General features: G+C 74.2%; 18 protein-coding genes. 12 read left to right on the top strand and 6 right to left on the bottom strand.

Features of this window, described 5'->3' with window-relative positions; genetic code table 11:
- The first annotated feature begins 7 nt into the window (after positions 1–7).
- The 3 genes from ACFXPK_RS21475 to ACFXPK_RS21465 all read left to right on the top strand — a co-directional run bounded on the left by ACFXPK_RS21475 (position 8) and on the right by ACFXPK_RS21465 (position 2191).
- Complete coding sequence (locus ACFXPK_RS21475; protein ID WP_384999723.1) at positions 8–487, top strand: DUF2771 domain-containing protein; 480 nt, start codon at positions 8–10, stop codon at positions 485–487.
- A gap of 94 nt (positions 488–581) precedes the next feature.
- Complete coding sequence (locus ACFXPK_RS21470; RefSeq protein WP_384999725.1) at positions 582–1334, top strand: futalosine hydrolase; 753 nt, start codon at positions 582–584, stop codon at positions 1332–1334.
- Entirely contained in the window at positions 1331–2191 is an 861-nt protein-coding gene (locus tag ACFXPK_RS21465; protein ID WP_385077673.1) for a 1,4-dihydroxy-6-naphthoate synthase, read from the top strand. Before ACFXPK_RS21470 ends, ACFXPK_RS21465 begins: the two co-directional genes overlap by 4 nt.
- Positions 2192–2336: 145 nt before the next feature.
- On the opposite strand, the gene ACFXPK_RS21460 is transcribed toward ACFXPK_RS21465, so the two are convergent.
- Positions 2337–2720: a cold-shock protein gene (locus tag ACFXPK_RS21460; protein WP_384915336.1), complete on the bottom strand. Its 384-nt coding sequence runs from the start codon at positions 2718–2720 to the stop codon at positions 2337–2339.
- Between the two features lie 174 nt (positions 2721–2894).
- Here ACFXPK_RS21460 and ACFXPK_RS21455 point away from each other — a divergent pair, with 174 nt between their 5' ends.
- Complete coding sequence (locus ACFXPK_RS21455) at positions 2895–3200, top strand: hypothetical protein (protein ID WP_385077670.1); 306 nt, start codon at positions 2895–2897, stop codon at positions 3198–3200.
- A 65-nt stretch (positions 3201–3265) separates the two neighbouring features.
- On the opposite strand, the gene ACFXPK_RS21450 is transcribed toward ACFXPK_RS21455, so the two are convergent.
- Entirely contained in the window at positions 3266–3943 is a 678-nt protein-coding gene (locus ACFXPK_RS21450; RefSeq protein ID WP_385077667.1) for an HAD family hydrolase, read from the bottom strand.
- A 128-nt stretch (positions 3944–4071) separates the two neighbouring features.
- Here ACFXPK_RS21450 and ACFXPK_RS21445 point away from each other — a divergent pair, with 128 nt between their 5' ends.
- The 5 genes from ACFXPK_RS21445 to ACFXPK_RS21425 all read left to right on the top strand — a co-directional run bounded on the left by ACFXPK_RS21445 (position 4072) and on the right by ACFXPK_RS21425 (position 8882).
- Positions 4072–5115 carry a FecCD family ABC transporter permease gene (locus tag ACFXPK_RS21445; RefSeq protein ID WP_385077664.1) on the top strand — a complete coding sequence of 348 codons (1044 nt, stop codon included), beginning with the start codon at positions 4072–4074 and terminating at the stop codon, positions 5113–5115.
- Positions 5112–6212 carry a FecCD family ABC transporter permease gene (locus tag ACFXPK_RS21440; RefSeq protein ID WP_385077661.1) on the top strand — a complete coding sequence of 367 codons (1101 nt, stop codon included), beginning with the start codon at positions 5112–5114 and terminating at the stop codon, positions 6210–6212. The genes ACFXPK_RS21445 and ACFXPK_RS21440 overlap by 4 nt, the downstream gene beginning before the upstream one ends.
- A complete protein-coding gene (locus ACFXPK_RS21435; RefSeq protein WP_385077658.1) occupies positions 6209–7099 on the top strand; it encodes an ABC transporter ATP-binding protein in 891 nt (296 codons plus the stop codon). The genes ACFXPK_RS21440 and ACFXPK_RS21435 overlap by 4 nt, the downstream gene beginning before the upstream one ends.
- A 429-nt stretch (positions 7100–7528) precedes the next feature.
- The gene (locus ACFXPK_RS21430; RefSeq protein ID WP_384999748.1) at positions 7529–8647 is read left to right on the top strand and encodes a cytochrome P450; all 1119 of its coding nucleotides are present in this window, start codon (positions 7529–7531) and stop codon (positions 8645–8647) included.
- 10 nt (positions 8648–8657) lie between these two features.
- Positions 8658–8882 carry a ferredoxin gene (locus tag ACFXPK_RS21425; RefSeq protein ID WP_385077655.1) on the top strand — a complete coding sequence of 75 codons (225 nt, stop codon included), beginning with the start codon at positions 8658–8660 and terminating at the stop codon, positions 8880–8882.
- Positions 8883–8923: 41 nt separating this feature from the next.
- On the opposite strand, the gene ACFXPK_RS21420 is transcribed toward ACFXPK_RS21425, so the two are convergent.
- Positions 8924–10294: a hypothetical protein gene (locus tag ACFXPK_RS21420; RefSeq protein ID WP_385077652.1), complete on the bottom strand. Its 1371-nt coding sequence runs from the start codon at positions 10292–10294 to the stop codon at positions 8924–8926.
- 262 nt (positions 10295–10556) lie between these two features.
- Between ACFXPK_RS21420 and ACFXPK_RS21415 the strand changes: the two genes are divergently transcribed.
- Positions 10557–13220 (top strand): helicase C-terminal domain-containing protein, encoded by a 2664-nt coding sequence (locus ACFXPK_RS21415; RefSeq protein ID WP_385077649.1) that lies wholly within the window; start codon positions 10557–10559, stop codon positions 13218–13220.
- Here the strand turns inward: ACFXPK_RS21415 and ACFXPK_RS21410 are convergent.
- Positions 13183–13752, bottom strand: coding sequence for a VanZ family protein (locus ACFXPK_RS21410; RefSeq protein ID WP_385077706.1), 570 nt, complete (start codon positions 13750–13752; stop codon positions 13183–13185). The genes ACFXPK_RS21415 and ACFXPK_RS21410 overlap by 38 nt on opposite strands.
- Before the next feature lie 252 nt (positions 13753–14004).
- Here ACFXPK_RS21410 and ACFXPK_RS21405 point away from each other — a divergent pair, with 252 nt between their 5' ends.
- Positions 14005–15648: a DNA repair helicase XPB gene (locus tag ACFXPK_RS21405; protein WP_384999764.1), complete on the top strand. Its 1644-nt coding sequence runs from the start codon at positions 14005–14007 to the stop codon at positions 15646–15648.
- Here the strand turns inward: ACFXPK_RS21405 and ACFXPK_RS21400 are convergent.
- Both ACFXPK_RS21400 and ACFXPK_RS21395 read right to left on the bottom strand, forming a co-directional pair.
- Complete coding sequence (locus ACFXPK_RS21400) at positions 15635–16963, bottom strand: glycosyltransferase 87 family protein (protein WP_385077646.1); 1329 nt, start codon at positions 16961–16963, stop codon at positions 15635–15637. The genes ACFXPK_RS21405 and ACFXPK_RS21400 overlap by 14 nt on opposite strands.
- A gap of 18 nt (positions 16964–16981) precedes the next feature.
- Positions 16982–17182 carry a hypothetical protein gene (locus ACFXPK_RS21395; protein WP_384999770.1) on the bottom strand — a complete coding sequence of 67 codons (201 nt, stop codon included), beginning with the start codon at positions 17180–17182 and terminating at the stop codon, positions 16982–16984.
- Positions 17183–17621: 439 nt separating this feature from the next.
- On the opposite strand from ACFXPK_RS21395, the gene ACFXPK_RS21390 reads away from it, so the two are divergent.
- Entirely contained in the window at positions 17622–19697 is a 2076-nt protein-coding gene (locus tag ACFXPK_RS21390; protein ID WP_384999773.1) for a HelD family protein, read from the top strand.
- The last annotated feature ends 175 nt before the right edge of the window (positions 19698–19872 follow it).

Raw genomic sequence — 19872 nt, 5'->3', positions numbered from 1 at the left:
TCGCCCCATGACCGTTGCGTTCTTCTCTGGTAGGTACCGCCGGGCCGGCGTCGCTCTCGGCGCGGTGTCCGCCGGACTCCTCGTCCTCGCCGCCTGTGACAAGCCGACGCCGCTCGCGACCGTGACGGTCAACAGCGAGTCGGTCAACACCGGGGCGGCCTGCTACAACGACGGCAAGGCCATCAAGGAGGCGGACATGCAGCCCTGCCTCAACAAGAAGGCCGAGAAGACGATCACGGTCGCCGTGGACGACAAGATCCGCTTCGGCGTCGACCCGGAGATCGCCGAGCGCGGCTGGACGCTCTTCATCAACGGCCAGCCCGCCGAGCAGGAGCCGTACAAGAAGACGTACCGGTCCATCCCGGCCAGCGCGTTCTTCTCCAGCCAGACCGGCGAGACGACCAACGAGACCCAGGTCAGCGTGGTCGAGACGACGGGCAAGTCGCTGACCGGTGTCTGGCACTTCGAGTTCAAGAAGAGTTCCTGACCCCGCGCGGGCCCGTCCCGCCCCCGACCAGGCGCCGTCCCGTCCCCGACCCCGCGCCGACCCGCTCCCGACCGTCGCTTCGAGAGGTTCCGCCATGCGTGTACTCGTCGTGACGTCCGTGGCGGCGGAGGCCGACGCCGTGGCCGCCGGGCTCGGCCGGTACGCGGCCAGTGGCGTACGGGAGCTGACCGGCGGGTACGAGATGACGGGCCACGCCCAGTACACGCCGCGCCCCGGCTCCGTGCAGATACCGGTGGTGGACGTGCTGGCGGGCGGTGTCGGCCCGACGGCCGCCGCGGTCGCCACGGCGACGGCCCTCGCGGCCTCCCCGTACGACCCGCCGTACCACCTCGTCGTCTCCGCCGGGATCGGCGGCGGCTTCCTGCCGCGGGCGCCGATCGGCTCGCTCGTCGTCGCGGACGCCATGGTCGCGGCCGATCTGGGCGCGGACTCCCCCGACGGCTTCGCCGCCGTCGACGAACTGGGCTTCGGCCGCTCCGTACACCGTCCGCCGGCGGAACTCGCGGCCAGGATGGCGGCGGTGCTCGGCGCCGATCCGGCGCTCCCCACGCTCCTCGCGCCCGTCCTGACCGTCTCGACCGCGACCGGCACGGCCGCGCGCGCGGCGGAGCTGGCCGCGCGTCACCCCCGCGCCGGGGCGGAGGCGATGGAGGGGTACGGGGTCGCGGAGGCCGCCGCCGTCCACGGCGTACCGTGTACGGAGGTCCGCGCGATCTCGAACGCGATCGGCCCGCGCGACCGCGCGTCGTGGCGGATCGGCCAGGCGCTGGAGTCGCTGCGGAACGCGTTCACCCTGCTCACCCCTGTCTTCGAGGAGCCGTCATGACGTCCTCCCCCGCCGGTTCACCGCTGCGGATCGCGTTCTCGCCGTGCCCGAACGACACGTTCGTCTTCGACGCCTGGGCACACGGCCGGGTGGCGGGGGCACCGGAACTCGACGTCACGTTCGCGGACATCGACATCACCAACGGCATGGCGGAGCGCGGCGAGTTCGACGTGCTGAAGGTCTCGTACGCCGTACTGCCCTGGATCCTCGACGAGTTCACGCTCCTGCCCTGCGGCGGCGCGCTGGGCCGCGGCTGCGGGCCCCTGGTCCTCACCAAGGAGGCGGGCGCCGATCTGACCGGGAAGACCGTCGCCGTACCGAGCGAGCGCTCCACGGCCTATCTGCTCTTCCGGCTGTGGGCGGCGGACGTGGTCCCCGGCGGCGTGGGCGAGATCGTCGTGCTGCCCTTCCACGAGATCATGCCGGCGGTACGGGACGGCAAGGTGGACGCCGGACTGGTCATCCACGAGGCGCGCTTCACCTATCAGAACTACGGGCTGCACAGCCTGGCCGACATGGGCGAGCACTGGGAGTCCACGACGGGCCTGCCGATCCCGCTGGGAGCGATCGTCGCGAAGCGCTCCCTGGGCGCGGAGACCCTGCGGCTGCTGGCCGATTCGGTCCGCCGGTCGGTGCGGATGGCGTGGGACGACCCGGAGACGTCGCGTCCGTACGTACGGGAGCACGCCCAGGAGATGGACCCGGGCGTCGCGGACCAGCACATCGGCCTGTACGTCAACGAGTTCACGGCGGATCTGGGCGAGGACGGCTACGCCGCGATCCGCGGCCTGCTGACCCGCGCGGCGGCGGAGGGCCTGGTGCCCGCCCTCCCGGCGGGAGCGCTGGACTTCGCCTGAGCCGGACCCATGCCGGGAAGGCATGGAAGAAGGCCGGAGCGGGGACGTGACGCCGTGCCGGACGGGACAGGACGTGACGTGCGCGCTCCGGCCTTCCGGAAACGGGCGTGCGGCGGCCGGTCGGTCCGGCGGCCGGGGCGGGCGGTCAGACGTCCAACTGGTCCGCCACCGCGCGGAGCAGGCCCGCGATCTTCGCGCCGTGGACCTTGTCGGGGTAGCGGCCGCGCTCCAGCATCGGGGTGATGTTCTCCAGCAGCGTCGTCAGATCCTGCACGATCGAGGCCAGTTCGTCCGGCTTACGGCGCTGGGCCGCCGCCACCGAGGGCGTCGGGTCGAGGACCGTCACGGAGAGCGCCTGGTCACCGCGCTGACCCGCGACGACGCCGAACTCCACACGCTGGCCCGGCTTGAGGGCGTCGACTCCGTCGGGGAGGACCGACGAGTGCACGAAGACGTCGCCGCCGCCGTCGCGGGAGAGAAAGCCGAAGCCCTTCTCGCTGTTGAACCACTTGACCTTGCCGGTAGGCACGTCTGTCCTCGTCCTTGTACTCGTTGGGGCGCTGGCGCGCGCGAAACGGCTCTGGATAGCACTACAGCGGGTCGTCGACCCGCCACACCCAAGGCTAATGGCCCAGGGGCTGGTGACAAGACGTTGCCGGACGGTTCCTGTCCGCTGCCTTCCGCAGGGAACTACCCTGGTGAGGTGACTGCTACTCCTGCACCCCGATCCACCGGCCGGCCGACGGCTCTCGCGCGCGACGAGGCCGGGCCCGGCGACGGGCTGGTCCGGGCGGGCGCGATCGTCTTCATCGTCGGCGCCGTGGCCACGCTCGCCACGGTCACCCCGCTGTTCCTCGGCTCGGACCCGTTCCCGACGATCGCCTACGCCGTCTCCATGCTGATGGGCGTCGGGTTCGCCGTCGCCGGCGCGGGCGTGCTGCGCTCGGTCGCCGCGCAGCGCAGCCGGGACAAGGGACAGGAGCAGGGGCAGGGGCGGAACCAGGGCTGAGCGCGAGGCCGGCGGCCGGGGTCACGGACGTACCCCTCGCCGGCCGGCGTGCCCCTCCGGCCGGGTCACCGGCCGACGTACCCCTCCAGCCACGCCGGGAACGCCGTCAGGTCCGTCAGGACGACGTCCGCCCCCGCCGTACGCAACTCCTCCTCGCCGCACGGGCCCGTCGGTACGGCCACGGAGAGCGCCCCCGCCGTACGCGCCCCGCGCACATCGCCCGTGTGGTCGCCGACGTACACCGTCGCCCCGTGCTCGCGCAGCGCCTCGCCCTTCGCCTCGGCCCACAGCCGGCCGATGACCGCGTCCGCCTCGATGCCGAGGTGGCCGAGGTGGAGCTCGGCGTTCGGCTCGTGCTTGGCGGTGACGACGATCGCGCGGCCACCGAGCGCCCGCACGGCGGCTATCGCCTCACGGGCGCCGGGCAGCGCGAGGCTCGGGACGATCGCGAATGTGGGATAGATCTCCCTGTACCGGTCGCCCATCTCCGCGATCCGCGCCTCGGGGAACCAGTGCGCCAGCTCCTCGTCGAGCGGCGGGCCGAGCCGGCTGACGGCGAGGTCCGCGTCGATATGCACCCCCGTCTCGGCGGAAAGCGCCTGGTAGACGGCGTGGATACCGGGCCGGGAGTCGATGAGGGTCATATCGAGGTCGAAGCCGACCACCGGGCCCGTCCGGCCCGTGCGCGATGCCGTGGATGCCGTCGTTGTCGCCGATGTCGTGGAGGGTGCCATGCGGGCCATTCTGCCCGGACCGCCGGGGCAGAGGCCGGGCCCGTGGGGTGGCTTGAACCGGGTGCTTAGACTTAGCCAAGCCTTACCACCTCGCCCTCGCGCACTCCGTCCGCCCCGACCGTCTCCGATGGGTTCCGATGCCAGCCGCCGTCGTCCCGACGACCCCGCCCCGTACCGCCAGGGGCGGACTCGTCGTCCGCCGTGCCGGCTGGACGGTGGCCGGTGTCGTGGCCGTCCTGGTCGCCGTCCTGCTGAGCCTCGCCGTCGGCGCGCGGGCCGTCGCGCCGTCCGCCGTCGTCGACGCCCTGCTGGGCTCGGGGCACGGGGACGACGCCGAGGTCATCCGCCAACTGCGTGTCCCGCGCACGCTGATCGGGCTGATGGTCGGCGCCGCGCTCGCCCTCGCCGGTACGGCCCTCCAGGGCATCACCCGCAACCCGATCGCCGACCCCGGCATCCTCGGCGTCAGCCAGGGCGCCTCGGTGGGCGTCGTCCTGGCGATCGCCTTCGCCGGGGTGCACACCCTCTCCGGTTATGTCTGGTTCGCGTTCGCGGGCGCGGGCGTCGCCTCGGTCGCGGTGTACGCGATCGCCGCCCGGGGGCGCGGCGGCGCGACCCCCGTCAAGCTCGCCCTCGGCGGCGCGGCGATCAACGCGCTGCTGGTGTCGGTGACGATGGGGGTCCTGACGACGAGCGCGGCGACGCTGGACGAGTTCCGCTTCTGGCAGGTCGGGGCGCTCGCCGGGCGGAACGCCGAAGTGGCCGCCCAGGTCTGGCCGTTCCTGCTGGTCGGCACGGTCCTGGTGGTCTCCGTGGCGCGCGGTCTGGACGCGCTGGCGCTCGGCGAGGACGTCGCGAAGGGGCTGGGCCAGAACGTCGCGGCCGTACGGATCCTGGGCGGCGTCGGCGCGACCGTGCTGACCGGTGTGGGCGTCGCGGCGGCGGGCCCGATCGCCTTCATAGGGCTGGCCGTTCCGCACATCGCCCGCGCGCTGGTCGGCACCGACCACCGCTGGGTGCTCCCGATGGCCGCGCTGATCGGCCCCGTCATGCTGCTGGTCTCCGATGTGATCGGCCGGATCGTCTTCCCGCCGGGCGAGGTCCCGGCGGGGGTGATGACGGCGCTGATCGGGGTGCCGTTCCTGGTCACGCTCGTACGGCGGAAGGCGGTGCCCGCGTGACGACCACGGCGGAGACCCCGAAGGCGCCCGCCCCCGCGCGCGGGATACGCCCCGCCGGGTACACCCGGGTACGGGCGGCGCGCGGATCGTTCCTGCTGCACCGGCGCTCCGCCGTCGTCGCCGCCGGGCTCGCCGCCGTCCTGGCCGCCGTCTGTGTCGCGTACCTGAGCGTCGGCGAGAGCTTCGTGCCCCCCGCCGAGGTGCTGAAGGTCCTCACCGGACAGCCGTCCCCGCAGGAACTGGTCGTGGGGACGCTGCGGCTGCCGCGCATGGTGGTCGGGCTGCTCGTCGGGCTCGCGTTCGGGGTCGCGGGCGCGCTGATCCAGACCGTCGCCCGCAACCCGCTCGCCAGCCCGGACATCATCGGCGTCAGCCAGGGCGCGAGCGCGCTCACGGTCGGTGCGATGACCTACGGGGTGACGTCCTTCTCCGTACTCCCCTATCTCTCCGTCACCGGCGGCATCCTGGCGGCGGGGCTGGTGTACGTCTTCGCGTGGCGCGGCGGGCTGCACGCCACGCGCTTCGTCCTCATCGGCATCGGCTTCGCGATCGCGCTGCGCTCGATCACCACGCTCTTCCTGACCAAGGGCGACTATCTGGTCGCCCAGCAGGCCCAGGTGTGGATGACGGGCTCGCTCAACGGGCGCGGCTGGGACGTGGCCGCGCCGCTCGGCTGGGTGCTGCTGGCCGCCCTGCCGGCGGTGGCGTGGGCGGCGTACGCGCAGCGCACCGTCTCGATGGACGACGACACCGCCACCGCGCTCGGCGTACGGCTCGGGCGCGTCCGGCTCGGACTGGTGCTGCTCGGGGTGGTGCTGGCGTCGGTGGCGACGGGCGCGGCGGGCCCGGTCGACTTCGTGGCGCTGCTGGCGCCGCAGGTCGCGCGGCGCATGACGCGTACGGCACAGATCCCGCTGGCCTGCTCGGCGCTGATGGGCGCGGTGGTCGTCGTACTGGCGGATCTGCTGGCGCGCAGGCTGCTGTCGCCGACGGAGCTGCCGGTGGGCGTGCTGACGGCGGCGGTGGGCGCGCCGTATCTGATCTGGCTGATCGTCCGCGGACGTACCGCGGGAACCGGCACGGGAGGCAAGGGATGAGCAAGCTCGTCGCGCGTGAGCTGACGCTCGCCTACGAGGACCGTACGGTCGTCCACGGACTGGACCTGGCCGTCCCGGACGGCCGGGTGACGGTCATCGTCGGCCCGAACGCCTGCGGCAAGTCGACCACCCTGCGCGCGCTGGGCCGGCTGCTGCGGCCGAAGGGCGGTTCGGTCCTGCTGGACGGTACGGAGCTGGCGCGCATCCCGACCCGGCGGATCGCGCAGTCGATCGGGCTGCTGCCCCAGTCGCCGGTCGCGCCGGAGGCGATCACCGTCGCCGACCTGGTCGCGCGCGGCCGGCAGCCGCACCAGCACTGGTGGCAGCAGTGGTCGGACGAGGACGAGCGCGCGGTGACCGACGCGATGGCCCGTACGGATGTGACCGCGCTCGCCGACCGGCCGGTGGACGAGCTGTCGGGCGGGCAGCGCCAGCGCGTCTGGATCGCGATGGCGCTGGCCCAGGAGACGGAGCTGCTGCTCCTGGACGAGCCGACGACGTTCCTGGACATCGCGCACCAGGTGGAGGTCCTGGACCTGGTACGCCGCCTCAACCACGAGCAGGGCCGTACGGTCGTGATCGTGCTCCACGACCTCAACCAGGCGGCCCGGTACGCGGATCACCTGGTCGCCATGAAGGCGGGCCGCATCGTGGCCGAGGGCGCGCCGGGGGAGATCGTCACGGCGGAGCTGGTCCGGGAGGTCTTCGGGCTGGAGTCGGTGGTGGTCCCCGACCCGGTGACGGGGTCACCGCTGGTGGTGCCGGGGGCGCCGTACAGCCCGGCGGGGAACGGCACGGCGGTGGACGGCGCACCCGGCACGGCGTCGGACGCGAAGGGCGTGGCGGCCGGGGGCGGTTCCGGCCGGGAGGCCGGGCGTACCGCCTGACGGCCGGGGGTCGAGGCCCGTCGAGGGGCGGGGAGCGGCGCCCCGGTGGCCCGCGTACACGTGAACACGTGCGGCCCCGTACGGATGAATCCGCGCTCTTCCCGGGATGCCGGGCGCCACGGGTCGGCAGGCTGTTCCCGGGCGAACGTTCCCGGGCGAACGTTCGCCCGAGCGCACACGGAGAACCCGAAGAGGGCGAGGACGACCGTGACAGCTACCGCCGGCCCCCCGGCCGACCCTCCTCCGACATCGACATCAGCCTCGACATCGCCGTCGGCATCGGCATCGCCGTCGACATCGGCCTCGGCCTCGGCAGCCGGAGAGAGAGGTCCGGCGGGCCGGGCTCCCGGCTTCCCGATGGAGCGCACCTGCCCGTACCGAACGCCCCCGGGCTACGACGGGTTGCGCGCGTCCGGGCCGGTGTCCCAGGTGAGCCTGTACGACGGCCGGCTGGTCTGGCTGGTCTCCGGGAACGCCGAGGGCCGCGCGCTGCTGCCCGATCCGAGGCTCTCCTCCGACACCGACCACCCCGACTTCCCCTTCCTGACGGAGCGCCTCGGCACCCAGAGGTTCGACGCCCTTCCCCTGATCGGCACGGACGACCCCGAACACGCGCGCCAGCGCAAGCTGTTGACCTCGGGCTTCGGCATCCGCAGGATCGCCGCGCTGCGTCCGTACATCGAGCGGACCGCCGAGGCGCTCCTCGACCGGATGCTCGCCGGAGGCGACCCGGCGGACCTGGTCACCGCCTACACCCTGCCCCTCGCCACCGACGCGACCTTCGCGCTGCTGGGCGTACCGGAGGAGGACCGTCCGCAGCTCGACGCGTGCTCCCGCCGTGCGCTCTCCCCGGCCGACGGGGACGGGGCGGACGTCCCCGCGCAGGCGTTCCAGGAGATCCTGGCCTATCTCCGCGACCTGATCGCGCGAAGGCTGCGGGTGCCCGGTGACGAGCTGATCGACGACATGATCACGCTCGCCCGGAACCGGGACGGCACGGGCCCGGCCGGTGCGGACGCGGAAGCGCTGGTGATGATCTGCACCGTCCTGATGATCGGCGGCAACGAGACCACGTCCAGCACGATCGCCACCTCCGTCCTGGCCCTGCTCGAACACCCCGATCAGCTCGCCGCGTTGCGGAACGACCCGTCGCTGATCCCCGGCGCGGCCGACGAGCTGAACCGGCTCACCTCCGTCACGGACGGGCTCCAGCGGGTGGCGACGGCGGACATCGAGATCGCCGGACGGACCATCAGGAAGGGCGACGGTGTGATCATCTCGACGATGCTGATGAACCGGGACCCGAGCGCCTGGGAGGACCCGGACGTGCTGGACATCCGCCGGAAGGCGGGCCGCCATGTCGCGTTCGGCTACGGCATCCACCAGTGCGTCGGACAGAACCTGGCCCGCGCCGAGATGGAGGTCGCGCTCGACACCCTGCTGCGCCGGGTTCCGTCCCTCCGGCTGGCCGTCTCCCCGGAGCAGGTACGGGGCAGCGTCCCGCACGCGCTGCTGGGCGGCGTGGCCGAGCTGCCGGTCGCCTGGTAGCGCCGGCGCCATGGCCCCCGGCATCCCCGGCGACACCGGCGTCGCCATCGACACCGAACGGTGCATCGGCGCGGCGATGTGCGTCCTGCACGCGCCCGCCGTCTTCACCCAGAACGACGACGGCGTGGCCGCGCTGCTGCCGGACCACGGGGACACGGTGGAGTCGCCGGAAGCGGTGGAAGCGGTCCGCGAGGCCGTGGCGACCTGCCCCGTCCAGGCGATCACCCTGCGGTAGCCGCAGGCAGCCGCAGACAGCCGCAGTCAGCCGCCCGGGGGCTACCGGGCGGTCTTCCGCCGGGCGCGCCAGACCAGGTACAGCGCCGAGGACACCGCCGCCGTACGGAGCACCACCGGCCAGACCCCGGTCAGCGCGTCCGCCATGCCGTCCTTGGGGATCACCTCGCCCCAGCGGCCGTCCGTCCGGCCCCAGATCCAGACCAGGCCCCCGGCCGCCGACACGCCCGGCAGGCCGAAGACCGCCCACTTCGCCTCGGCGCGGGAGAGGGTCCGGGAGGCGTACGCGAGGAGCCAGCCGCCGCCGAGGGCCAGCCAGGAGCCGAGGAACGCGCCCGCGACCAGCAGGGCCGCCGCCAGCAGCAGGAACGGGTTGGACAGGCCGTTGCCCTTGGCCGGGCGGGGCCGGCGGCGGAGCCGGAAGCTCCGGCGGGGGCCGGTGGCGCCCGCCGTACCGTCCGGGGCCCCGGCGGCCTCCGTACCGGTGCCGTCCGCGCCGTCCTCCACCACCGCCGGATCCGTCGCGTCCGCGGTCTTCTTCGGCGGCGGTGGCGGCGGCGGCTTGAGCATGTCGGGGATCTCGACCCCGCCCACGAACCCGTGCGTCGGCTCCGCCGACATGCCGCCCATGCCCGCCGGGCCGGAGTCGATCCGCCACCAGTCGGGCCCGGGGCGGGCGCGGGGCGGCGTCCTCGGCGCGGAGTCCGTGGGGGGTACGGGGGACTCCGCGGCCTGCGCGGGGATCCTGGGGCCCTGTTCCGCCTCCGGTCCGGTCGGCGGGGCGGCGGCGTCCGGGACGGCGGGCGGCGGGGCGAACGGCATCGGGGTGACGGTCCACACCTCCGACGCCTCCGGTGCCGCCGGCGCGGCTGGTGTCGCCGGCGGCAGCGGCTCGTCCGGCTCGGCGGGCCCGCGCGACTCGACGGGCCCCGACGGCTCTGACGGCCCGGCCGCCCCGGCCGGCTCCGGCGCCCCGGGTCCGGTAGAGCCCGCGGCCCCCGAGGTCCCCGTGGCCCCCGAGGACCCCGCGGCCCCCTTGGAGCCCTTGGCCCCCTTCGTCCCCAGCAGGCCGAGCCCCTTCGCCAGCCCCGTCCGCTGCCGCTGCACCGGTACCGCGACCTCCGGCGGCTCCGGGGCGCGCGCCGCCCCCGTACCCCCGTACCCGTCGCCGTCCCCCGCGCCGTCCCGCCGGGCGGCCTCCCGTACCAGCACGTGCGGCTCGCCGAGCCGTCCCAGGATCCGGCGGACGGCGGCCGGGCTGTCGGTGCCGAACTTCCCGCGCTGCTTGTCGATCTCGTTGCGCAGGGTCGAGACCAGCCGCATCCGGTCCCCCGAAGGCAGGTGCTGCTGCTGGGCCGCGTCCCCGACACGACTCAGGTAGTCGTAGACGAGCTGGTCGCTCTCGATCCCCACACTGTCCTCCGCACACACGCACCGCACACCCCGGGCCGGCGTGGCCCCCGCCACCACGGCGGCCACAGCGCGATGGTGTCGAACTCCTCCCCCGCGCGTCCACCCCGTCCTTCCAGCACGTACTTCCGGTACGAAGAACGCCGGAATCCACCGCGCCCCGGAAAACCCGCGGCCCGCCCCACCCCTGGGACGCGAGCGGCGGGGCCTTCACGGGCTAACGTGGAACGGATGGGGACCCGCGAAGGCTGAGCAGGAGGCGCACGTGTCCGAAGGAACCGGCGGTACGCCACCGCGCACGCTCGCGGAGGCCCTGCGCACCCAGGGGGACGACTCGCTCGCCGCCCTGCTGCGTGCCAGGCCCGATCTCCTCAACCCGGTGCCCGGCGATCTCTCCCAGCTCGCGACCCGCGCCGGAACCCGCGCGTCCGTCGTACGGGCGCTGGAACGGCTCGACCGGTTCACGCTCCAGACCGCCGAGGCGCTGGCCGTGGCGCCCGAGCCCGCTCCGTACGACACCCTCCGGGCGCTGCTCACCGGCGACGAGGGCGACGAGCGGATCGAGGCGGCGCTGCCCGCCGCCGTGGCGACCCTGCGCGACCAGGCGCTGGTCTGGGGCGCCGACGACCGGCTGCGGCTCGTCCGTACCGCACGCGAACTGCTGGCGCCGTCCGCCACGCACCCCTCGCCGACCGGGCTCGGCCCGACCGTCGCCGAGGCCACGGCCGGGATGTCGCCGGGCAGGCTCCAGGAGATCCTGACGGCGACGGCGCTGCCCTCCACCCACGACCCGGTCTCCGCCGTCGCCGCGCTCACCGCGCTCTTCACCGACCGGACGCGGATGGCGGCGCTGCTCGACACGGCGCCCGTGGAGGCGCTGTCGGTGCTGGACCGGCTGGTGTGGGGGCCGCCGTACGGCGAGGTGACGTCCACCCCGACGCCGCCGGTGCGCTGGCTGCGCGACCGGGGGCTGCTGCTGCCCGCGACCACGCGGACGGTCGTGCTGCCGCGCGAGGCCGCGCTCCATCTGCGCGCCGGGCGCGCGCACCGCAGGCCGGAACCGGCGGCGCCCGCGATCGCGCCGCGTGCGGAGGGGGCGGCCGGCGGCTCGGCCGCCGCGCGTGACCGGGCCGGACGCCCGCCGTCCTCGGTCCTGTCCCCGGCCGCGCGGCCGGAGACCGCCCGTCCACAGGTGGTGGACAGCACGGCGGCGGGCCAGGCGTTCACCGCGCTCGCCACCGTCGAGGAGCTGGCCAAGGACTGGAACGAGGGCGGCCCGAACGTCCTGCGGGCCGGCGGTCTCTCCGTACGCGACCTCAAGCGCACCGCCACCGCCCTGGACGTCACCGAGCCCGTCGCCGCCTTCTGGGTCGAACTCGCCTACGCGGCCGGGCTGTTGGCGTCGGACGGCGAGACGGACGAACGGTACGCGCCGACCCCCGCCTACGACGACTGGCAGGAGCTGCCCGCCCCCGAGCGCTGGGCGCGCCTCGCCACCGCGTGGCTGGCGGCGACCCGTACGGCCGGGCTGGTCGGCAGCCAGGACTCCAAGGGCCGTACGCTCGCGGCGCTCGGCCCCGAGCTGGACCGGGGCCCCGCGCCGGAGGTACGGCGCCGGATCCTCGAACTCCTCGCCACCCTCCCCGAGGGCACCGCCCCCGACCCGGAGTCGCTGCTCGCCCGGCTGCGCTGGGAACGCCCCCTGCGCGGCGCGTCCGCCGCCGGCCGCTCGGACGACCTGCGCGCGCGGCTCGCGGCCTGGACGCTGAACGAGGCGGAGATGCTGGGGATCACGGGCCGGGGCGCGCTGTCGTCCCACGCCCGCGCGCTCCTGGAGAGCGACGGCACGGGCACCGGCACGGACCGGAGCCCCGTCCACCCGGCCGCCGCCCACTCCGCCACCGGACTCTCCCCCACCGGACTCTCCCCCGCCGGGCTCCGCGCCGCCCGCGCCCTCGCGCCGCTGCTGCCCGAGGCCCTGGACCACGTGCTCCTCCAGGCCGATCTGACCGCCGTGGCCCCCGGCCCGCTGCTGCGCCCCCTCGCCGAGCTGCTGTCCGTCGCCGCCGACGTCGAGTCGAAGGGCGGCGCCACCGTCTACCGCTTCACGCCCGGCTCCGTACGCCGTGCCCTGGACGCCGGACAGTCCGCCTCCGACCTGCACGAATTCCTCAAGAACCACAGCCGTACGCCCGTACCGCAGCCACTCGCCTACCTCATCGACGACGTGGCGCGGAAACACGGCCATCTGCGGGTCGGCGTGGCCTCCGCGTACGTACGGTGCGACGACGAGGCCGTGCTCGACGAGATCCTGGCCGACAAGCGCTCCCAGTCCCTGCGGCTGCGCCGCCTCGCGCCGACCGTGCTCGCGGCCCACGCGGACGCGGGGGCGCTGCTCGAAGGGCTGCGCACGATGGGGTTCGCGCCCGCCGCCGAGTCCGCGGACGGCGATGTGATGATCACCCGCGCCCATGCCCACCGCACCCCGCCCCGTACGGCGCCCGCGCCGGTCCCCGACGGACCGCCCACGCCGGACGGCACGCTGCTGAGCGCGGCGGTACGGGCGATCCGGGCCGGGGACATGGCGGCGACGGTGGTCCGCAGGCCGGTGCCCGAACCGATGGCCTCCGGGTCGGCGACCCTGTCGGCGGCGGCGCTGGCCGCCGCCTCCCCGGCCGGGGCGAACGGCGCGCTCCCCCGTACGACCTCCGCCGAGACGCTCGCGACGGTCCAGGCGGCCGCCATGACCGGCTCGTCGGTCTGGATCGGCTACGTCAACGCGGACGGCGCGGCCAGCCAGCGCGTCATCGCGCCGGTCCGGGTCGAGGGCGGCTATGTCACGGCGTACGACCACACGGCCGACGAGGTCCGCACCTACCCGCTGCACCGCATCACGGGCGTGGCGGAGCTGGCCGACGACCCGGCCTGAGCCGCCGCAGCAGGAGCGCCGGCCGGTCGGACACCCGCCCGCCCGGCTTCTCCACGGACACCTTCGGCTCCGGCTCCGGGGCCGACTCCGGCTCAGGCTGCGGCTGCGGCCGGGGCGCGCCGAGCATGTGGAACCGGTGCGAGATCCGCCGTCCCACCAGCAGATAGGCGATGATCGCGCCGCTGGTGTTCAGGATCACATCGTCCACGTCGAAGGCCCGGCCCTCGACCATCGCGCCCTGCGCCATCTCCACCAGCGCCATCACCACGGCGGTCAGCACCACCACCCGCACCAGTCGCAGCCGGCGCGGCATGAGCAGCGGAAGGATCACCCCGAAGGGCGCCCCCATCAGCAGGTTCCCACCGATCTGCTTGCAGGCGGCAAGGAACGTGTAGTCCTCGGCGTACTGCATCAGCGAGTGCCCCGGCCTGAGGTTCGACCCCGCGAGATCGGCGGAGACCGGGGACGGCGTCAGCGTCATCTCTGCCAGCACGGCGGCGAACCCCACCAGGGCGACGAAGGCGACCCCCATGATCGCCACCCGCAACGCGGTCCGTCCCCACGACACACCCCGGCGCGCGGCACTGGCCGGCCCGGTCCTTTCCGTCTCAGCGGTCATAGCCCCCTGATGCCCCCGCCCCACGGGGATACGCGGCCCACGCCACCCCTGATCCCACCGATTCCACGGACGCCGGACCGACGCGGGTGCCGGATCGGCGCGGGATGCGCGACACTGGTCGTTTGGCATCCGGATGCCCTAGCGAATGACGGAAAGGGCGCAACTGTGAACGGACCGCTCATCGTCCAGAGCGACAAGACGTTGCTGCTCGAAGTCGATCACGACCAGGCCGACGCCTGCCGCCGTGCCATCGCGCCCTTCGCCGAACTGGAGCGCGCCCCCGAGCACATCCACACCTACCGGCTGACCCCGCTGGGTCTGTGGAACGCCCGCGCCGCCGGGCACGACGCCGAGCAGGTGGTCGACGCGCTGGTGGAGTTCTCCCGCTATCCCGTGCCGCACGCCCTGCTCGTGGACGTCGCCGAGACGATGGCCCGCTACGGGCGGCTCACCCTGTCCAAGCACCCCACCCACGGCCTGGTCCTGACCTCCACCGACCGGCCCGTGCTGGAGGAGATCCTCCGCTCCAAGAAGGTCCAGCCGCTGGTCGGCAACCGGATCGACCCGGACACCGTCGTCGTGCACCCCTCCGAGCGCGGCCAGATCAAGCAGACGCTGCTCAAGCTGGGCTGGCCGGCCGAGGACCTGGCCGGTTACGTGGACGGCGAGGCGCACGCGATCGAGCTGGACGAGTCGGGGTGGGCGCTGCGGCCGTATCAGAAGCAGGCCGTCGAGGGGTTCTGGCACGGCGGTTCCGGAGTGGTCGTGCTGCCCTGCGGGGCCGGGAAGACGCTGGTCGGGGCGGGTGCGATGGCGCAGGCCAAGGCGACGACGCTGATCCTGGTGACCAATACCGTCTCGGCCCGCCAGTGGAAGCACGAGCTGGTGAAGCGCACCTCGTTGACCGAGGACGAGATCGGCGAGTACAGCGGTACGAAGAAGGAGATCAGGCCGGTCACGATCGCCACGTACCAGGTGCTGACGACCCGCCGTAAGGGCATCTACCCGCACCTGGAGCTGTTCGACTCCCGCGACTGGGGGCTGATCGTCTACGACGAGGTGCATCTGCTGCCCGCGCCCGTCTTCAAGTTCACCGCCGATCTCCAGGCCAGGCGGCGGCTCGGCCTGACGGCGACGCTCGTACGGGAGGACGGCCGCGAGTCGGACGTCTTCTCGCTCATCGGGCCGAAGCGTTTCGACGCGCCGTGGAAGGAGATCGAGGCGCAGGGGTACATCGCTCCCGCCGACTGCGTCGAGGTACGGGTCAACCTGACCGACAGCGAGCGCCTCGCGTACGCGACCGCCGAGACGGAGGAGAAGTACCGCTTCTGCGCGACGACGGCGACGAAGCGGAAGGTGACGGAGGCGCTGGTGCGCAGGCACCAGGGCGAACAGACCCTCGTCATCGGCCAGTACATCGACCAGCTCGACGAGTTGGGCGAGCATCTGGACGCGCCGGTCATCAAGGGCGAGACGAGCAACGCGCAGCGCGAGAAGCTCTTCGACTCGTTCCGGCAGGGCGAGATCTCGGTGCTGGTGGTGTCGAAGGTCGCGAACTTCTCGATCGACCTGCCCGAGGCGACGGTCGCGATCCAGGTCTCCGGTACGTTCGGCTCCCGCCAGGAGGAGGCCCAGCGGCTCGGCCGGGTGCTGCGTCCGAAGGCGGACGGTCACGAGGCGCGCTTCTACTCGGTGGTGGCGCGCGACACGATCGACCAGGACTTCGCGGCGCACCGGCAGCGCTTCCTGGCGGAGCAGGGGTACGCGTACCGGATCGTCGACGCGGACGAACTCCTCACCGAGGGGTGAGGGGGCGGCCCGGGGTGGACGAGGGCGGCCGGTCCTTCGCCGCCGGTGCCCGCCGCGGGAGCGGGGTCCCGTCGCCGGCGGGCGCCCGGGTGTGGTGCCAGGCCGCGTGGGCCAGGAGCGCGAGGGCGCAGAGCGCGTAGGGCGCGATCAGGGGCTGCTGCCACCACGGCAGCCGCAGGGCCGGTTCGCCCTCGTACGGTACGGCCCAGAAGCTGCGGGCCGTCCAGACCGCCCCGGCGACCGCGGCCGTACGGAGCCGGCCCTCGGCGAGCAGGGCCGCCAGCAGCGGTACGCACCAGACCCACTCGTGGGACCAGCTCACCGGGGTGACGAGCAGCGCGGTCAGGGCGGTGAGCAGGATCCCCCAGGTCTCCGAGCCGGACCGGACGACGGCGCGGCGGGCGGTCCACAGCCCGGCGGCGGCGGTGAGCAGGGCCAGGGCCGCCCAGACGGCGCCCGGCTCGGGGGTGTGCAGGAGGCGGGCCAGCAGACCGTGCAGGGACTGGTTGCCCGCGGCCCACGCGGCGCCGGTGCGGTCGGTCTCGAAGATCCGGCGGGTCCAGAACTCGTCGCTGGCGTACGGGAGGACGAGCATCCCGAGCAGCACGGTGCCGGTGAACGCGGCGAGGGCGGTCAGCCCCTGCCGTACCCGGGACGTGAGCAGCAGATACACGATGAAGAGGGCCGGGGTGAGGGTGATGCCCGCCGCGATGCCGAGGGCGAAGCCCTTGCCGAGCGCGTGGTCGGGGCGCGCCAGGTCCCACAGGACGAGGCAGGCGAGGGCGAGGGTGATCTCGCCGAGGAGGATGGTCCGGGCGACGGGTTCGAGCCAGAGCCCGAGGGCCACGGCCGGGGCCAGGGTCATGACCGCGGGCAGGGGCACGGGCACGGTCGCTGTCGCTGTCGCGGCGGACGGGGGGACACCGGACCGGGCGGCGGCGGAACGGGCCACCAGGCGCAGGGAGAGGCGTACGAGCAGCGCCAGCAGCGCCAGGTTGCCGAGGACGAAGACCACCTTGAGGGCGTCGGCGGAGAGCCAGGTGGTCGGTACGAACAGGATCGCCGCGAAGGGCGGGTACGCGAGGCCGGTACCGGGTGTGCCGGGGCCGGACGCGTCGGGGCCGGTGCCGGTGCCGTACAGGTCGGTCCCGTAGGGGTCGGTCCCGCCGAGGACCGCGGCGCCCTCCGCGCGGTAGACGCGGGTGTCGGCCAGCGGGACGGGCCGGGTGACGCAGACGGCGGCGAACGCGGCGAGGGAGAGGACGAGCGCGCCCACTGCGATGAGTGAGCGGGAGGTCACGGTCCGGTAGGTCACGGCCGCGACCCTAGTGGATCAGTGACGGCGCTTGATGCCCGCCTCCTCCGCGTACTCCCCCATCACGGCGACGTTGAACGCCGCGGTCAGGAAGACCTTGGCCGCGCGCAGCGCATTGCCGACCGGGTGGCCCGGGTGGGGGACGGAGCCCGTCGCGGTCGCGCCCGGAAGTGGCGCGCCGTGCGGGGCGTGGATCGGGGTGAAGGTTGCTGTGCTCATGTCTCCATGGTCCCTCCGGGGCCTGTGGATGACATCGGCCCACGGTGTGAACCGCGTGTGCGCCGCTGTACGACTTTCGGCCGGGTGGGGTCCCCTGGAGGACGGACCCCGAGGAACCCCAGGGACGGAGCCCGGCGGAGCCTCCGGGACAGAGCCTGGCGGAACCCCCGGGACGGGCCGCGGAGGAAATCCATTCGCCCGGTCGTCACCGACTGGCTACAATCCTGCACCTTGCCCGCCTCCCTCCGCTGGGAGCGCCGTCGTCCGGACGGAAACCGGACGGCCGACCGCCATGACGTGAGCCACGCCGGACCGGAGCCCGCCGTCCGGCCGTCCCGCACGTACATCCGCAGGCACCGACGCAGGTACCGGCGCGGGTACGCACGGACGGCAGGAGCGCGCGGCCCGTCGGCGTGCGTACAGCCCCGGAGGCACCACCGTGACCGCGCCCCTCGATCCCCCCGACCCCCTGTCGCGCGAACGCGCCCATCTCGGCGCCTCCCGCTCCGCCCTGCGCGCGATGCGCGAGGACGTGCAGGCGCTCGACATCCGCGACGTCACCGCGAACTGGGTCAACGCGGCCGTCCTCCAGTCCCAGATCGACGAGCGCGTCAAGGCGCTCGCCGATCTCGCCCACACCCCGCTCTTCTTCGGCCGGCTCGACTATCTGCACGCCGTGGGGGCGGAGGAGGCCGAGGGCGCGGAGGGCGAGTCGTTCTACATCGGGCGGCGGCACGTCCACGACGCCGAGGGCGACCCCATGGTGATCGACTGGCGCGCGCCCGTCTCGCAGCCCTTCTACCAGGCGTCCCGGGTGAAGCCGCTGGACGTGGCGCTGCGGCGGCGCTTCGGCTACACGGCCGGTGAGCTGACCGCGTACGAGGACGAGCACCTCTCCGACCCGGCGGAGGCCGACACCTCCAGCAAGCTCCTCCAGGCCGAGATCGAGCGCCCGCGCGTCGGCCCCATGCGGGACATCGTCGCGACGATCCAGCCCGAGCAGGACGAGATCGTCCGCAGCGGGCTGGGCGGCACGGTGTGTGTGCAGGGCGGGCCCGGCACCGGGAAGACGGCCGTCGGTCTGCACCGGGTCGCGTATCTGCTGTACGCGCACCGCGAGCGGCTGGCCCGTACGGGCACGCTGGTCATCGGGCCGAACGCCTCCTTCCTCCACTACATCGAGCAGGTGCTGCCCACGCTGGGCGAGCTGGAGGTGAAGCAGGCGACGGTCGCGGATCTGGTCGCCGCCGGGACGGAGGTGCGCGGTACGGATCCGGCCGACGCCGCGGTCATCAAGGGCGACGCCAGGATGGCGGAGGTGCTGCGGCGGGCCGTACGGTCCCATGTCACGCTGCCGACCGAGCCGGTCGTGGTGGTGCGCGGTTCGCGGCGCTGGCGGGTGCCGGTGCACGAACTCGTCGAGATGGTCGAGCAGTTGCTCGCCCGGGACATGCGGTACGGCGCGGCGCACGAGGCGCTGCCGCAGCGGATCGCGCACGCCGTGCTCGTCCGGATGGAGGAGGCGGGCGAGGCGCCCGACGACCGGGTGCAGAACGCGGTGGCGCGCAACCCGGCGGTGAAGGCGGCGGTCAAGTCCGTCTGGCCGCAGGTGGATCCGGCGAAGCTGGTGCTGCGGCTGCTCTCCGACGCGGAGTTCCTGGCCGCGCACGCGGAGGGGGTGCTGAGCGCCGACGAGCAGAAGACGATCCTGTGGGCGAAGCCGGCGCGCAGCGTGAGGTCCGCGAAGTGGTCACCGGCGGACGCCGTGCTGATCGACGAGGCGGGCGATCTGATCGCCCGTACGCACTCGCTCGGCCATGTGGTGCTCGACGAGGCGCAGGACCTCTCGCCCATGCAGTACCGCGCGGTGGGCCGGCGCTGCTCGACCGGTTCGGCGACGGTGCTGGGCGATCTGGCGCAGGGCACGACACCGTGGGCGACGTCCAGTTGGGCGGACGCGCTCCACCACCTCGGCAAACCGGAGGCGCTGGTCGAGGAGTTGACGGCGGGCTTCCGCGTACCGCGCGAGGTGATCGCGTACGCGTCCCGGCTGCTGCCCGCGATCTCGCCGGGGCTGGCGCCGGTGGCCTCCGTACGGGAGTCGCCAGGATCGCTGGCGGTACGGGCGGTCCCGGAGGCCGCCGAGCTGGACGCGGCGACGGTCACGGCCTGCCGGGAGTCGCTGGCGCACGAGGGTTCGATCGGCCTGATCGCGGCGGACGCCCGGGTCCCGGCGCTGGCGGAGGCGCTGACGGCGGCGGGGCTCGGGTACCTGGCGCCGGGCGAGGAGACGACGTCGGCGGCGCGCCTGACGCTGGTACCGGCGTCGCTGGCGAAGGGCCTGGAGTACGACTACGTGGTGCTGGACGAGCCGGCGGCGGTGGTCGACGGCGAACCGGACGAGCGGACGGGCCTGCGCCGGCTGTACGTGGCGCTCACGCGCGCGGTCTCGGGGCTGGTGGTCGTCCACGCGGCGCCCCTGCCGGACCGGCTCGCGGCGGCTGCCGCCGCCTGAGGGCGGGGCGGGGCGCCCCCGGGCCGGGGCGGGGCGAGGCCGCGTACCACGGCTGCCGCCCCCCCCCCCCGCCCCCCCCCACCCCCCGCCCCCCCCCCCCCCGCGCGGCGTCCCCCACTCACCAACACCCGCCCCCCCCAACCCCGCGGGGCAAACCCCCGGGCGGGCCGCCCCC

It is taken from the genome of Streptomyces sp. NPDC059142, from assembly GCF_042755665.1.
In the GTDB taxonomy this organism is placed as follows: domain Bacteria; phylum Actinomycetota; class Actinomycetes; order Streptomycetales; family Streptomycetaceae; genus Streptomyces.
The sequence above is the reverse complement of the archived record's forward strand: the minus strand, read 5'-3'. Positions and strand labels throughout refer to the sequence as shown.

Excerpts from the sequence above, each read along its gene's own strand:
- ACFXPK_RS21395 (WP_384999770.1), bottom strand. The coding sequence starts at position 17,182 with ATGAGCACAGCAACCTTCACCCCGATCCACGCCCCGCACGGCGCGCCA.
- ACFXPK_RS21410 (WP_385077706.1), bottom strand. The coding sequence starts at position 13,752 with ATGGGGGTCGCCTTCGTCGCCCTGGTGGGGTTCGCCGCCGTGCTGGCA.
- ACFXPK_RS21475 (WP_384999723.1), top strand. The coding sequence starts at position 8 with ATGACCGTTGCGTTCTTCTCTGGTAGGTACCGCCGGGCCGGCGTCGCT.
- ACFXPK_RS21450 (WP_385077667.1), bottom strand. The coding sequence starts at position 3,943 with ATGGCCCGCATGGCACCCTCCACGACATCGGCGACAACGACGGCATCC.
- ACFXPK_RS21425 (WP_385077655.1), top strand. The coding sequence starts at position 8,658 with ATGGCCCCCGGCATCCCCGGCGACACCGGCGTCGCCATCGACACCGAA.
- ACFXPK_RS21465 (WP_385077673.1), top strand. The coding sequence starts at position 1,331 with ATGACGTCCTCCCCCGCCGGTTCACCGCTGCGGATCGCGTTCTCGCCG.
- ACFXPK_RS21435 (WP_385077658.1), top strand. The coding sequence starts at position 6,209 with ATGAGCAAGCTCGTCGCGCGTGAGCTGACGCTCGCCTACGAGGACCGT.
- ACFXPK_RS21470 (WP_384999725.1), top strand. The coding sequence starts at position 582 with ATGCGTGTACTCGTCGTGACGTCCGTGGCGGCGGAGGCCGACGCCGTG.
- ACFXPK_RS21445 (WP_385077664.1), top strand. The coding sequence starts at position 4,072 with ATGCCAGCCGCCGTCGTCCCGACGACCCCGCCCCGTACCGCCAGGGGC.